This is a genomic window from Alphaproteobacteria bacterium, assembly GCA_030740435.1.
Taxonomy (GTDB): Bacteria; Pseudomonadota; Alphaproteobacteria; order UBA2966; family UBA2966.
Genome location: JASLXG010000066.1, coordinates 92,373 through 105,982, shown reverse-complemented (window position 1 = coordinate 105,982; position 13,610 = coordinate 92,373). Strand labels below are relative to the sequence as shown.

13 protein-coding genes and 1 pseudogene are annotated in these 13,610 nt (G+C 67.6%); 7 read left to right on the top strand and 7 right to left on the bottom strand.

What is annotated here, in order from left to right; translation table 11 throughout:
* Together QGG75_07885 and QGG75_07880 are read right to left on the bottom strand one after the other, a co-directional pair.
* Positions 1-86, bottom strand: a pseudogene (locus QGG75_07885) (hypothetical protein).
* A gap of 260 nt (positions 87-346) precedes the next feature.
* Positions 347-1,126, bottom strand: coding sequence for an IclR family transcriptional regulator (locus QGG75_07880; protein MDP6067155.1), 780 nt, complete (start codon positions 1,124-1,126; stop codon positions 347-349).
* 276 nt (positions 1,127-1,402) lie between these two features.
* Here QGG75_07880 and QGG75_07875 point away from each other — a divergent pair, with 276 nt between their 5' ends.
* From QGG75_07875 to QGG75_07865, 3 genes are read left to right on the top strand one after another with little or no spacing between them, the layout of a single operon-like run.
* On the top strand, positions 1,403-2,344 hold the full coding sequence (locus QGG75_07875) for a thiamine pyrophosphate-dependent dehydrogenase E1 component subunit alpha (GenBank protein MDP6067154.1): 942 nt from the start codon (positions 1,403-1,405) through the stop codon (positions 2,342-2,344).
* Complete coding sequence (locus QGG75_07870; GenBank protein ID MDP6067153.1) at positions 2,344-3,318, top strand: alpha-ketoacid dehydrogenase subunit beta; 975 nt, start codon at positions 2,344-2,346, stop codon at positions 3,316-3,318. The genes QGG75_07875 and QGG75_07870 overlap by 1 nt, the downstream gene beginning before the upstream one ends.
* Before the next feature lie 3 nt (positions 3,319-3,321).
* Complete coding sequence (locus QGG75_07865) at positions 3,322-5,046, top strand: thiamine pyrophosphate-binding protein (protein MDP6067152.1); 1,725 nt, start codon at positions 3,322-3,324, stop codon at positions 5,044-5,046.
* Here the strand turns inward: QGG75_07865 and QGG75_07860 are convergent.
* Positions 4,967-5,812: a class I SAM-dependent methyltransferase gene (locus tag QGG75_07860; protein MDP6067151.1), complete on the bottom strand. Its 846-nt coding sequence runs from the start codon at positions 5,810-5,812 to the stop codon at positions 4,967-4,969. The genes QGG75_07865 and QGG75_07860 overlap by 80 nt on opposite strands.
* Before the next feature lie 68 nt (positions 5,813-5,880).
* On the opposite strand from QGG75_07860, the gene QGG75_07855 reads away from it, so the two are divergent.
* From QGG75_07855 to QGG75_07840, 4 genes are all read left to right on the top strand, one after another.
* Positions 5,881-6,291: a VOC family protein gene (locus tag QGG75_07855; GenBank protein MDP6067150.1), complete on the top strand. Its 411-nt coding sequence runs from the start codon at positions 5,881-5,883 to the stop codon at positions 6,289-6,291.
* A 7-nt stretch (positions 6,292-6,298) separates the two neighbouring features.
* Positions 6,299-7,138 carry a sugar phosphate isomerase/epimerase family protein gene (locus QGG75_07850; GenBank protein MDP6067149.1) on the top strand — a complete coding sequence of 280 codons (840 nt, stop codon included), beginning with the start codon at positions 6,299-6,301 and terminating at the stop codon, positions 7,136-7,138.
* A complete protein-coding gene (locus QGG75_07845; GenBank protein MDP6067148.1) occupies positions 7,126-8,550 on the top strand; it encodes an enolase C-terminal domain-like protein in 1,425 nt (474 codons plus the stop codon). The genes QGG75_07850 and QGG75_07845 overlap by 13 nt, the downstream gene beginning before the upstream one ends.
* 263 nt (positions 8,551-8,813) lie before the next feature.
* Complete coding sequence (locus QGG75_07840) at positions 8,814-9,590, top strand: enoyl-CoA hydratase (GenBank protein ID MDP6067147.1); 777 nt, start codon at positions 8,814-8,816, stop codon at positions 9,588-9,590.
* Between the two features lie 2 nt (positions 9,591-9,592).
* Here QGG75_07840 and QGG75_07835 read toward each other — a convergent pair whose 3' ends face one another.
* The 4 genes from QGG75_07835 to QGG75_07820 all read right to left on the bottom strand — a co-directional run bounded on the left by QGG75_07835 (position 9,593) and on the right by QGG75_07820 (position 13,522).
* On the bottom strand, positions 9,593-11,614 hold the full coding sequence (locus QGG75_07835) for a bifunctional aldolase/short-chain dehydrogenase (GenBank protein ID MDP6067146.1): 2,022 nt from the start codon (positions 11,612-11,614) through the stop codon (positions 9,593-9,595).
* A gap of 4 nt (positions 11,615-11,618) precedes the next feature.
* On the bottom strand, positions 11,619-12,707 hold the full coding sequence (mtnA, locus tag QGG75_07830; GenBank protein ID MDP6067145.1) for an S-methyl-5-thioribose-1-phosphate isomerase: 1,089 nt from the start codon (positions 12,705-12,707) through the stop codon (positions 11,619-11,621).
* Between the two features lie 57 nt (positions 12,708-12,764).
* Positions 12,765-13,124 carry a hypothetical protein gene (locus QGG75_07825; GenBank protein ID MDP6067144.1) on the bottom strand — a complete coding sequence of 120 codons (360 nt, stop codon included), beginning with the start codon at positions 13,122-13,124 and terminating at the stop codon, positions 12,765-12,767.
* A 131-nt stretch (positions 13,125-13,255) separates the two neighbouring features.
* Positions 13,256-13,522, bottom strand: a complete 267-nt coding sequence (locus QGG75_07820; protein ID MDP6067143.1) for a hypothetical protein — start codon at positions 13,520-13,522, stop codon at positions 13,256-13,258.
* Positions 13,523-13,610 lie beyond the last annotated feature (88 nt).

Below are 13,610 nucleotides of genomic sequence, written 5' to 3'. Positions count from 1 at the left end.
CGCGCATAGCCCTTGTCCCGGGTGAGCCATTCGAAAAACGATCCGCCGTGGCCCTGGGTGAAGTCGGTGCCGATGCCGATGCGGTCAGCAAATCGCCGGCGGCGACGGCAACGCCGCCCAGCACGATAACCAATCCAACCTCGCCGCAGCCATTGGCAAAGGGCGAGTTGGCAGAGAGGCGCCCAAAAAAACGGATTATTTGTTCCAGCTTGGTGGCAATAACCAGCAAGTACCGCATCGTTTTAGGCAATATGTCCCTCCCTGGTGATGGGATGGACAATGCCCGAATACGCTCCATCCACGGCCGGAAGTGCCAGGCCCTGCATGGTGCTATTGTTGCTGTGTTTCATACCAAATTCTTACTTTCCAACGTGCTGAGGCGGTCTGAAAGGCGGTTGGCTTCATTGCGTAATGCCGGGATAAGCACAGTTTCAATCCGCTCTTGCGTCATCCGGTCGTTGATCGCGCCAATTGCGATCGCGGCGACGAGACGGCCGGATGCGGTTATTATGGGCAAGCCTACGGCACTCATTCCCGGCACCACACCGCCACTGTTCAAGGCATAGCCGCGGTCTTCGGTTTCGGCCTCTAAAGCCTCCAGAGCCGCGGGGGACGATCGGTATTCCAGCAACCAGTTCGCGTTGACCCGCCCGATGGCGGCGCGGCGCCCCGCCGGCATGGCGCAATAAAGCGCCAGCGAGCCCGCGCCGATCCCAAGCGGTCGGCGGTCGCCGCGATCGAGGGTGAGAGTGCGAATGGGGAAGCTGCCTACCTTGCGGGCGACGCAAACCGATGCCGCGCCCTCGGGCACCGATAGGAAAATCGTATCCCCGGTGAGATCTGCCAGCCTGTTCATGCCGCGTTCAGCCAGCGAGCCGAGGTTCGTTTGATTCGCGTAATGAGCCAGCGCCGCTAATTCGATGCCAAAACTGTAAACACGGGTCTCTGGATCCTGCGAGACATACCGCACCTCTCGCAGCGAGGCGAGAACCCGGTGCGTGGTCGTCTTGGTGAACGCCGTTCGCTCGATCAGTTCGGAAAGTCCACAACCCGCGGGCGCACTTGCCAGTACCTCAAGCACACGTGCCGCGCGCGCAATCGATCCAACATTTCGGTTAGCTTTCATGTCTCTTCATGAAATTCCGCTATTCGGAACGGTGTCTCCTGTATTGTGGAACAACTAGCGCGGATCGGTCAACTGGTTTATTGTCGGAGCCGTATACAGCGCTGTGAACACGCGCCGGCAAGGGAAGCAACATAGGCAACACCCGGCATTCGCTTGACGCCCCCAGCCGGCCTCCTACACTGACGACCGCCGCTAGCCCGGGAGGAAAGTTTGAACCCATCCGCTAACGCTCCGAGCAATCTCGACGTCGAGCGCTACCTCGACCTCCACCGCCTCATGCACCGCATTCGCGCCTTCGAGGAGGCGGCGCTCGAGGCCCACTGCGACGGCGAAGTGCACGGCGCCATCCACCCCTCGATCGGCCAGGAGGCGGTGGCCGTCGGCGTTTGCCGGAACCTCGAGGTCGACGACATCCTGCTCACCAACCACCGCGGCCATGGCCACGTTCTGGCCAAGGGCGCGGACCCGACAGCCATGATGAGCGAGCTTTTGGGCCGGGCCGGCGGCACCTGCCAGGGCAAGGGCGGCTCCATGCACATCGCCGACTTGGCGGCCGGCGTATTGGGTGCCAACGGCGTGGTGGCGGCCAACATCAACATCGCCGCCGGTGTCGCTCATGCCCTGAAGCTGCGGGGCGAGCCGCGCATCGCCGCCTCCATCTTCGGCGACGGCGCCATCAACCGCGGGCCGTTCCTCGAGGGCCTCAACTGGGCCAAGGTATTTGCGCTGCCGGTGCTGTTCGTCTGCGAAGACAACGGCTTTGCGTCCACCACCCGCACCGCCGACATGACGGCCGGCCCCGGCCCGGTGGCCCGGGCCGAAGCCCTGGGCCTCCCGGCCAGCGCCGTCGACGGCAACGACATGGTGGCGGTCGACGAGGCGGTGCGCGAGCTGGTGGCAGCCGTGCGCGGCGGCGGCGGTCCGCGTTTTTTGCTCTGCCGTACCTATCGCCTGAGTGGCCACACCGCTGCCGATCCGGCCAGCTACCGCCCGGCCGAGGAAGTCAAAGAGGCCTGGAAGCGCGACCCCATAGTCCGTTTGCGGGCCTTGCTCGAAGCTGCCGGCGTCGCCGCCACCGACCTCGAGGCCCAAGCCGCCGAGGCCGCCGCCGAGATGGCCGAGGTCTACGCCACGGCGCGGGCGGCGCCCTGGCCCGACGCGGCACTGGCCATGGCCGACGTGCAAGACGCGGGCGACCCTCGCCAGGAGGCCTTCTGATGGCGATCATGAACTACGCCGACGCCGGCCGCGAAGCCCTGGCCGAGGAAATGCGCCGTGATGAGCTGGTCTGGGCGGTGGGCGAGGATCTCGGCCGCGGCGGCGTTTTCGGCCAGTACCGCGGCATGGTCGAGGAGTTCGGGCCGGAGCGCATCTCGGATGCGCCGATCTCGGAATCGGCCATCCTGGGCTCGTGCGTCGGCGCCGCCATGGCCGGCACCCGGCCGGTGGCCGAGCTGCGTTTCGCCGACTTCGCGCTTTGCGCCATCGACGAGCTGGTCAACCAGGCGGCCAAGGCGCGCTTCATGCTGGGCGGCCAGACCAAGGTGCCGCTAGTGGTGCGCGAGCCCATGGGCATGTGGCGCTCGTCCGCGGCCCAGCATTCGCAGTCGCTGGAGAGCTGGTACACCCACATCCCCGGCCTGGTCGTCGTCACGCCGGCCACGCCGGCCGACAACAAGGGCTTGCTCAAATCCGCCATCCGCTGCGACGACCCGGTGGTCTATATGGAGCACAAGAACCTCTGGTCGCTGGAAGGCGAGGTGCCCGAGGGCGAGGTGCTGGTCCCCTTCGGCCAGGCCCGCATCGAGCGTCAGGGCTCGGACCTCAGCATCGTTTCCTGGTCGAGCTGCCTGCACGACGCGGCCGCGGCCGCCGCCACTCTCGAAGGTGAAGGTATCTCGGCCGAGGTCATAGACCTGCGCACCCTCTGGCCCTGGGACAAGGACGCCGTGCTGGCCTCGGTCGAGAAGACCGGGCGCCTGCTGGTGGCCCACGAATCGGTGGCCGTCGGCGGCTTCGGGGCCGAGGTGGCGGCCACCGTCGGCGAGCGCCTGTTCAAGGCCCTCAAGGCCCCGGTGCGCCGGCTGGGGGCGCCCCGGGCGCCGATTTCGTACGCCCCGCCGCTGGAGGACCAGGTACGGGTGACGCCGGAAAAGATCGCGGCCGCGGGCCGCGCTTTGATGGCGAGCTGAACCGTGAGCAGCAACGAGATGACGGGCGGCGAGGCCCTGGCCCGGGCGCTTGCGGCCCAGGGTGCCGGCCCCATGTTCGGCATGGGCGGCTTCCAGTTGCTGCCGTTCTATGACGCCGTGCGGAGGCTCGGCCTCTCTCATACGCTGATCAACGACGAACGCTGCGGCGTGTTTGCCGCCGACGCTTACGCCCGGGTCTCTGGCCGGGTGGGTGTGTGCGATGCGACGCTGGGGCCGGGCGCCACCAATCTGGTCACCGGGCTGGTCGAATCCCTCAACGCCGGAGTGCCGCTAGTGGTGCTGGTGGGCGACAGCCACCGTCTCCATTCCTGGAAGAACATGACCCAGGAAAGCCGCCAGACCGAGATCCTGCGCCCGGCCTGCAAGGAACTGATCCGCGTCGAATACACCGAACGCATTCCCGAATTGGTGCGCCGTGCCTTCCAGGTCGCCACTTCAGGGCGGCCCGGGCCGGTAATACTGGACGTGCCCGAGGACGTGGCCCATGCGACGTACCCTTTCGAGGACGAATTCGCGGCGCTCGAGGTGTTGGTCCCGGCATTGCGCTCCAGGCCCGATCGCGCCGGTCTCCTGGAGGCCGCCGAGCGGCTGGCCTCGGCCCGGCGGCCGCTGATCCTGGCCGGCGGCGGCGTGCACCTGAGCGGCGGCGCCGAGACGCTCCAGGACTTTGCCGAGCGCCACAACATCCCCGTCGCCCATACCATGAGCGGCAAGGGAGCGATCGCCTGCACAAGTCCCTTGAACGCCGGCCTCTTCGGCCGCTACGACCGCATCGCCAACGGCCTGATGGAAGAAAGCGACTGCCTGCTGGCCATCGGCTGCAAGTTCGGCGAAATCGCCACCAAGCGCTATCAATTGCCGCCCGCCGGCGTGCCGCTGATCCACCTCGACATCGTGGCCGAGGAAATCGGCCGCAGCGTGACGCCGACGCTGGCTCTCTGGTCCGATGCCCGCGAAGGCATCCGCGACCTCGACGAAGCCCTGGCGAGCGCCGGTCTGGGCCAACGCCTGGCCGGCTACGGCGCCGAGGTGGCCGAACGCATGGCGGCCTGGTGGCTCTCCGTGGCCGACCGCGTTGGTTCCGACGAGACGCCTGTCCACATGGCGCGGCTGATGCAGGAGCTCAACCAGGGCCTGCCGGCCGACGCCACGCTGGTGGCCGACGGCGGCTTTGCCGGCCACTGGGGCGGCCTTTTGTACGACACCAAACGGCCGGGCCGGGGCTTCGTGCCCGACCGCGGCTTTGCTTCCATCGGTTATGGCCTGGCGGGCGCCATGGGGGCCGATCTGGCGGCCCGCGAGATGGGCGGGGGCCCGGTCGTCGGGCTGACCGGCGACGGCGGCTTCAACATGGTGCTGGGCGAGCTCGAGACGGCCCGCCGGCTGGGGCTGGGCTTGACCGTCATCGTCGTCAACAACGCCGCCTCGGGCTACGTCAAGGCGTTACAACACACCATGTACGGCGAAGGCGCCTACCAGTCCAGCGATCTGGCCGAGACCGACTACGCCGCCGTGGCCGGGGCCATGGGGTGTCACGGGATCAGGGTCGAAGAACCGGCCGCATTGGCCGGCGCGCTGCAGGCCGCCTTGGCCGAGCGCCAGCGCCCGACCGTGCTTGACGTCGTCGTCACCCGCGATCCGGCCCGCATGTTGCCGGCCGTCGACAACCGGGCGGTGACGGTCGAGCAGGGCGATCGCATCGCCTGAAGCGAGCGTTGAGGACCTTAAGACGGGCGCTGACGGTCTGGCGATCCATTTCGATGCCATACAGCGTCAGTATTTCCGGCGCCGTCTCGGCCAGCAGCGCCCGGTGGGCGGCATCGAGCGGGCGGGAAAAGGCGATCTCGGTCAGGTGGCTGCCCCCGAGCGCGAAACCCTGAGCGGCACAAATCTGCAACAACGCCTCCCGTCCATATATGCGCACGTGGCCGTCGGGTTGCAGGGCCTGGAAGCGGTTGACGAAATCGACCTCATCGGTTTCGTCACGGATGGCATCGGCGACGACCAGTCGGCCGTCCGCCACCAGCACCCGATGGACATCGGCCAGCGTGGTAGCCAACAACGGGAAATGGTGCAGCGCATAACGACAGACCACAGCGTCGAAATGGCCCTCGTCGAAGGGCAAGCCGATGCCATCGCCGAAGGGCAGCCCGATGCCGTCTACCGCCTCGAAGTGAATATTGTTAAGACCGGCCGCGCCGGCTTTTTCGGCGTTGGCGGCGAGGGCTGCGGCGGCGATATCGACGGCAGTGACCTGACATGCCGGCTCGCGGCCGGCCAGGGCCAGGCCGACATAGCCGTTGCCGGTGGCAAGATCGAGGTAACGCCCGCCGGGCCGTGGCGCGAGGCCCTCGAGGAGCCAGGGAAGCTGGGCGTCGTCCGCCATTTCGGCTTGGAATTCGGCGCCGTGCAGCTTGGCGTTGAAGGCCTGGCGCGCCGTTTCGATTGTCTTCTGCTGGTCGTTTTCGTCCATATGCCCCCCTTCCGGCAAACGCCCAGGTGTGACAGATTCTTCCCACGCCGACAAGCACGGAGCCCCGCATGACCATCGCCATTCGCGGCATCGACCACATCGCCATGACGGTTGCCGATTTCGAGGCCTCGTTCGCCTTCTACACCACCGTGCTGGCGGCCGAGGCACCGCTCGAGGCCAGGTTTCGCAGCACTGACCTCTCTTCGCTACCGCTTTACATCGGCGGTGCCGTGATCAACATGCAGCGCGCCGAAGCCCCGGCCTACATCGTCGCCGACAAGCCGACGCCGGGCGCCGTCGACATTTGTTTCCGCTGGGACGACACCGTCGAGGCGGCAATAGCGCATTTGGAATCCCACGGCGTCGCCGTCATCGAGGGCCCGGTGCCGCGCTTTGCCGCCGACCGCAGCAAAGGCCAGTCGGTCTATTTCCGCGATCCCGACGACAACCTGTTGGAATTCCTCACCACCGTGGCCTGAGGTGATCATGAAAATCGCGCTTTGCAACGAGGTCGTGCGCGAGCTTGATTTCGCCGCCCAGTGCGCCTTTGCCGCCGAGCTGGGCTATGACGGCATCGAGCTCGCGCCTTTTACGCTGGGCCATGAGCCGCAACTGATTTCGGCCGGCGAACGCGCCCAACTCCGCCGCGCCGCCAGCGACGCCGGTATCGCCATCGTCAGCCTGCACTGGTTGCTGGTGACACCGGCCGGTCTTTCCATCAACGCCCCCGACCCGGCCCTGCGGCGGCGCACGGTGGAGGTCATCGAACGCCTCATCGGGCTGGCCGCGGACCTGGGCGCCGGTACACTGGTGCATGGCTCGCCGGCCCAGCGTGATGTGGCCGCGGACGACGACCCGGCCGAGGCTTGGCAACGCGCCCGCGATACTTTCGCCGCCATCGCCCCGGCGGCCGAGGCGGCCGGCGTCGACTACTGCCTGGAGCCGCTGGCGCCACGCGAGACGAATTTCGTCAATACCTTGGCCCAGGCGGTGGACATGGTCGAGGCGGTCGGCAATCCGGCCTTTTGCACCATGATCGACACCTGCGCCGCCGGCCTGGCCGAGGCCGAGCCCCTGCCCCAGGTCTTCGACACCTGGCTGCCCACGGGCCAGGTGCGCCATGTGCAGGTCAACGATTCGAACAAGCGCGGCCCGGGCCAGGGGCCGCAGCTCTTCGCCCCGGTGATGGCGGCGCTTAAGCGCCACGACTACCAGGGCAGCATCGCCGTCGAGCCTTTCGACTACGTGCCCGACGGCCCGGCCTCCGCGGCCCGCGCCATCGGTTACCTGCGCGGCATCGAGGAGGCCCTGGCGTGGCAGCGCTAGCGCCCAAGATCGAGGTCACCGACCTCGAATTCTACGAGCGTGACGTGGTGCTGCGGCTGCCCTTCCGCTTCGGCATCGTCACCATGACCGAGGCGCCGCAGGTTTTCGTGCGAGCCCGGATCAGGACCCCGGACGGCGTCGAGACCTGGGGCATGGCGGCCGAGCTGCTGGCGCCCAAATGGTTCGACAAGGACCCGGCGCTGAGCAACGAGCGGAATTTCGATCAGTTGCGCCAGGCCCTGGATATTGCTGGCGGGCTCTACCGCACGGCCGGGGCCGAGACCGCCTTTGGCCTTTTTGCCGCCGTCTACCCCGAACAACTGAAGACGGGCGCCGCCGCCGGGCTAAAACCGCTGGTCGCCGGCTATGGCCCGGCGCTGCTTGACCGGGCGATTTTGGATGCGCTCTGCCGCTGGGCCGGGGTTTCGATCTTCACGGCCCTGCGGCAAAACCTGCCGGGCCTGGGGCCTGGGCCGCAAGAGGGACTGGAGGGCTTCGACTACGGCGCTTTCCTGGCCGGCCTCGAGCCGGCCCGACGCCTGCACGCCCGCCACACGGTGGGCCTGGTCGACGACATCAAAGCGGTCGACCGAGACCCGGCCGCGCGCCTCGACGACGGTATGCCGGAAACCCTGGAAGAGGCCGTGGCGGCCTTCGGCCAGCGCTACTTCAAGCTCAAGGTAGGCGGCGACATGGCGGCCGATCTCGAGCGCCTGGCCGCCATCGCGGCGGTGCTCGACCGTCTCGACGGATCCTATTACGTGACACTTGACGGCAACGAGCAATACGCCGACGTCGACGGCGCGCTGGCGCTCTGGCAGGCCCTGGCGGCGGCGCCCGGACTGGAACGGCTGGTCTCCTCGATCCTCTTCATCGAACAGCCCATCGGCCGCGCCCAGGCCTTCGAGCGCGACGTCTCGGCGCTCGACGCCTGCCGGCCGGTGATCATCGACGAATCCGACGGCACCCTCGAGGCCTTCGTCCAGGCCCGCGAGCTCGGCTATTCCGGAGTCTCGAGCAAGAGCTGCAAGGGCTTCTACAAGTCGCTCATCAACCTCGCGCGCTGCCAGGTGTGGAACGCCGAGGCCGGCCGCCGGCGCTATTTCATGTCGGCCGAGGATCTTAGTGTTCAAGTCGGACTGGCGCTGCAGCAGGACCTGGCGCTGGCCAGCCTGCTCGGCGTGGGCCACGTCGAGCGCAACGGCCACTACTACGTCAACGGCTGGGCCGGACTGCCCCAGGACGAGGCCCGGGCCTTCGGCGCTGCGCACGCCGGTCTTTACGAATTTTCGCAGGGCCAGTTGCGGCTGCGATTGGAGGGCGGCGAGATGGCGCTTGATTCGCTCGATTGCCCCGGCTTCGCCAGCGCCGCCGAACCCATCTGGTCGGCGCTAGAGCATGTTCCGGGTTGATTTACGCATTCTGGCGGAGCCATTTTGGTCCGAGGGTAGGAGGTGGCCGCAGCGTGTAGTGGGACTACACGCAAGGCCGCCGACGCCGCCTCGGATCAAAAGGGCCCGCCCCTGCGGGTTGCCCTGCGGCGGGCATCCGCGTCGTTGCGCCCGAACTCCCGATGTCCCACATCGGGAGATCGGACGCGCCTAGCGGACTGCCGCCCCGCAGGGCAACAGAATGCGCAAATCAACCCGGAACATGCTCTAAGGGAGATGACACCATGACCGCCAGCGTCAGCAGCGCCTTCGAGGACCGCGCCGAGGGCCGCGTGGCGCGCCTCGTCATCAACGAGGAACGCCGCCTCAACGTCCTCAACTCGGCCCAGCTCGAACGCCTGATGGCGGCGCTGGAGCCGCTGGCCGGCGACGAGAGCTTGCGCGTCGTGGTGCTGACCGGGGCCGGGCGCTCGTTCATCGGCGGCGCCGACTTGGGCGAGCTCAAGGACTTCGACCGCGAACTGGCGCGCGGTTTCATCACCCGCCTGCACGAGGTCTGCGCCGCCATCCGGGCGCTGCCGGTGCCGGTGATCGGCCGCATCAACGGCTACTGTCTCGGCGGCGGCCTCGAGGTGGCGGCCGCCTGCGACATGCGGGTGGCCGGCGAGAGTGCCGTCTTCGGCATGCCAGAGGTCAAGGTGGGCCTGCCCTCGGTGATCGAGGCGGCGCTCTTGCCGGGGCTGATCGGCTGGGGCAAGACGCGCGAGATTTTGCTCACCGGCGAGACCTTCGGGGCCGGCGAGGCGCGGCGCATAGGTTTCCTCGAATGGCTGGTGGCGGACGAGGACCTGGACGCCGCGGTCGAAAGCTGGGTCGAGAGCATCTGCGCTAATGGTCCGCTCGCGGTGCGCTCGCAAAAGGCGCTGATCGCGACCTGGGAAAAGTCGTCCCTGGAGGTCGGCATCGAGGCCGGCGTCGACGCCCTGGCGGACGCCTACCTCACGGACGAGCCGACGCGGCTGATGCAGAATTTTTTCGCCCAGAAGGCCGGTAAGGGTTGAAATTAACGTAGCGCCGCCGCGATGTTGCCGCCGTCGACGGTGATGACGGCGCCCGTGGTCTTGGGCGATAGCGCAAGATCAACGAAGGCCTTGGCCACGTCCTCGGCCGTAACCTCGAGGCCCAACAGGTTCCCCGCCATGTAGTCGTCCTGGCTCAGCCCCCGGGCCTGGGAGCGGGCGGCGATCATCTCGTCGCTCAGCAGCCCCGAACGAATGCGGTCGGCGTTGACGGCATTGGCCCGGATGCCGTCCTTGCCGTGGTCGACGGCGTACTGGCGCACCAGAAAGAGCGTCGCCGCCTTGGGCAGGCCGTAGGGGCCGAAGTCGGGGCCCGGGTTGACCGCCTGCTTCGAGGTATTGAATAGCAACGCACCGCCCAGCCCCTGGGCCCGCATGATGCCAACCGCCGCCTGCGCCACCTTCTGGTGGCCCCAGAAGTTGAGCTCGAAGGAGTGCCTCAGCAGCGCCTCGTCGACCGTGCCGATCTCGCCCTGCCAGGCCGCACCGGCGTTGGAAACAAGGATATCGAGGCCGCCGAAATGGCCGGCGATGGCGGCGAAAGCAGCTTTCACCGAAGCCTCGTCGGTGACATCGCAAGCCAGACCCAGACCGCCGAGCTCGGCCGCCAGCGCCGCCGCCGCGTCGACGTCCAGATCGAGCACCGCCACCGCGGCGCCCTCGGCGCCAAAGGCCCGGGCCGTGGCCGCCCCGATACCCGAGGCCCCCCCCGTCACCGCCACCACCTGGCCGGCCAGGCGGGCGGTCCCGGCATCCAACCGTTTGAGCTTGGCCTTCTCGGGCGCCCAGGCCTCGATGGCAAAGATGGCGGCCTCGTCGGCCGGCTGGTATGACCCCAGCGCCTCGGCCGCCGTGATGACACGGGTGGTGGCGGCAAAAAGGTCGGCGGCGACGCCGGCTTTGGCTTTGCTGGCGCCCAGGCCGAGCAAACCCAGCCCCGGCAGCAGAACCACCCGTGGCTTGAGATCCGGTACATCCTGGGCGCTGCCGCCGTGGCGTTCGAGGTAGGCGCCATATTCGCTTTCGTAGCCGCTCACGGCCCGTTCCACGGCCGCGGCGAATTCATCCAGCCGGCCGGCCTCGGGCGCCGGCAGCACAAGCGGCAGGCGCTTGGTGTGGATGACGTGGTCGGGCGTGGCCGGTCCCTGACCGGCCAGGCGCGAGAGCTCGGCGGCGTTGACGAAACGGTTGATCTCCGGGCTGCCAACGGCGCTTAGCAGGAAATGCTGTGAATCACCCGAGACCGCACCACGAACGATCGGCGCCACCTCTGACAGCGCCGCCACTTTGGCCGGCAAATCGGCCGCGGCGAATTCCACAGTGCCCGCGGCAACTATTTCGGCCTCGGCCAAGCCGACGAATTCGATCATGCGGCCATAGGCCTGGGCCGCCGTATCGCCCCAGGTCACCAGGCCGTGGCGCGACAGCACCAGGCCCTCGGCGGCTGGGTTCGCCGCCACTTCCCGGGCGGCTGCCTGAGCCAAGTTGGGCCCCGACTTGGCGTAGGCTTGCACCACCACGCGGGCGCCAAAAAGCGCCCGGCAGCGAGCCTCGCCATCGGGCTGGTTGGAAAGTGCCAAGAGCGCGTTGGCGTGCGTGTGGTGGATGTGGCGCCCGGGCAGAAAGGCATGCAGCAGCACCTCGACCGAGGGCCTCGAGGCCTCGGCATGCAGCGTCGCCGCCGCCACCTGGGCGGCCACCATGGCATCGTCGAGGCCGCTTGCGGCCTCGAGCGCCTGCAAGGGCGCCAGCGCCAGCGGCGCGAAGCCGGCCGCTCCGATCTCGGCCATGTCGTGGCCGCTAGCCTTGACGTATAGAACTTCGATGTCGTTTCCCAGGGCATTCCGGCCCGCCAGCTTGACGGACGTGTTGCCGCCGCCGTGCAGCACCAGGTTCGCATCGCCGCCCAACAGCCGGCTGGCGTAAATGCAGGCGCCAAGCTCCGTCTCGACCCCAAGCTCGGCCGCCAGGGCTTCGGTTGCGTCATCGTGCCAACGATTTTGCATCGCGCTAACGGCGCTCGGGGTAAAGCCCGAGCAAGCCCTCGGCCGAGGCCTTGCAGACCCCGCGCTCGGTGATCAGCCCCGTGACCAAGGCCGCCGGGGTAACGTCGAAGGCAAAATTGGCGGCCGCCGAGCCGGCCGGCGTCAGCGCCACGGTGGCGACTTTTCCGTCGGCGCCCAGGCCGCTGATGTGGGTCACTTCGGTCCCATCCCGTTCCTCGATGGGAATCTCACGCAAACCGTCCGTGACGGTCCAGTCGATGGTGGAATGGGGCAGCCCGACGTAGAACGGCACATCGTTGTCGCGCGCCGCCAGGGCCTTGAGGTAGGTGCCGATCTTGTTGCAAACGTCGCCGCTGGCCGCCGTGCGGTCGGTGCCGGTGATGCAGAGATCGACCCGGCCGTGCTGCATCAGGTGGCCACCGGCATTGTCGGCGATCACGGTATGCGCAACCCCGTGCTGGCCCAGCTCCCAAGCCGTCAGGCTGGCGCCCTGGTTGCGCGGCCGCGTCTCGTCGGCCCAGACGTGCAGCGGCACGCCGGCATCGAAGGCGACGTATACCGGCGCCAGCGCCGTGCCCCAATCGACCGTGGCCAGCCAGCCGGCATTGCAATGCGTCAAAATATTGACCGGCTCGCCGGTCATTTGGTGGATCGCCTTGATCAGTTCGGCGCCGTGCTCGCCGATCGAGCGGCAGGTGGCGACGTCGTCCTCGCAGATCTCGAATGCCTTGGCGTAGGCCGCTTCGACGCGCCCACCAGCCTTGGCCCTCCGCACCGCCGCCGCTACCTCGTCCAGCGCCCAGCGCAGATTGACCGCCGTCGGCCGGGTGGCAAACAGCGTTTGGTACGACGCTTCCAGGGCGTCGTCGGAATCGTCCGCCCGCACCCCCAGCGCCAGGCCGTAGGCGGCCGTCGCTCCGATCAGCGGCGCGCCGCGCACCCGCATCACGGAAATCGCCTCGGCCGCCTGGTCCAGCGTCTCCAGCGTCTGGGTGACGAATTCGTGGGGCAGCCGCGTCTGATCGATAATCGCCACCCGCCAGCCGTCCTCGGCCAGCCAGATGGTGCGATAGGGGGTACCGTCGACGTTCATGGCGGCGCCAGTATGTCGGATTTGCGCGCCGCGAAAAAGGGCGCCACGGGGGCCCGGTCACGAAATCGGCTGGAAATGGATCTCGTTTTCGATGGCGTCCAGGGCCTGGGCCAAGGTGAGCGAGTAGTAGAGACAGAACCACTTTTCGGTGTGCCGCATGTAGGAAAGCGCGAATCGGTCCCGGGCCAGGTATTCCAGGCGCGTAAACGGGGCGTCGAACTCGTCGTTCAGGTTCTCGGGAAAACCGGAGCGGTAGCGCTGAACGAAGCGATACTTGTTGCCGTGCCATTTGCCCAGGATATCGATCGGGTAGTTGAACCCGGTGGGCACGATCTCCGGCAGGAACCGGGGTTTCAAGACCTCGGCGATGAACTTCTCGCAAGCGTTGGTGATAGCCGCTTTCTCATGTTCGGGCACCTTGCCGCCCCGCCCCGGTCCTTGACGGACCCACCGTCCTCCCCTGCTCATCGAAATCCCTCGTTCGCTAGAGTTTGCCTGCCCGGTACGGGCCGACGCCGATCTGGGCCACCTGGTCCCGGCGCCTACTTCTAAAGCGTCGGCGTTTCCGCAATGTATGCTTCGCTGACTATCGAGCCTGCCGCGGCATAGTCGAGGCACTGCGCGACTTCGGCCGTAGCGGCGGCGCCGGCATCGACGTACAGCAACACGAATACCGCCGCCGCCTGGGCTTCACAGGCCAGATAGGCGACCAGATCCGCACCGGCCGCCACGGTGTGGGCGACGACGGCCACCGTGAGCAGGATCAGGGGCGGGCCAAGTTCCTGAATGAGGAGTTGTCTGAGAGCATCGTCCATGAGGGCAACCTCGCGTTGGATTCCTCGGCGGATACGCGGATCTGGCTGGCACTGGAAACCACTCTACCAGACCCTATGAAAGGTTTTG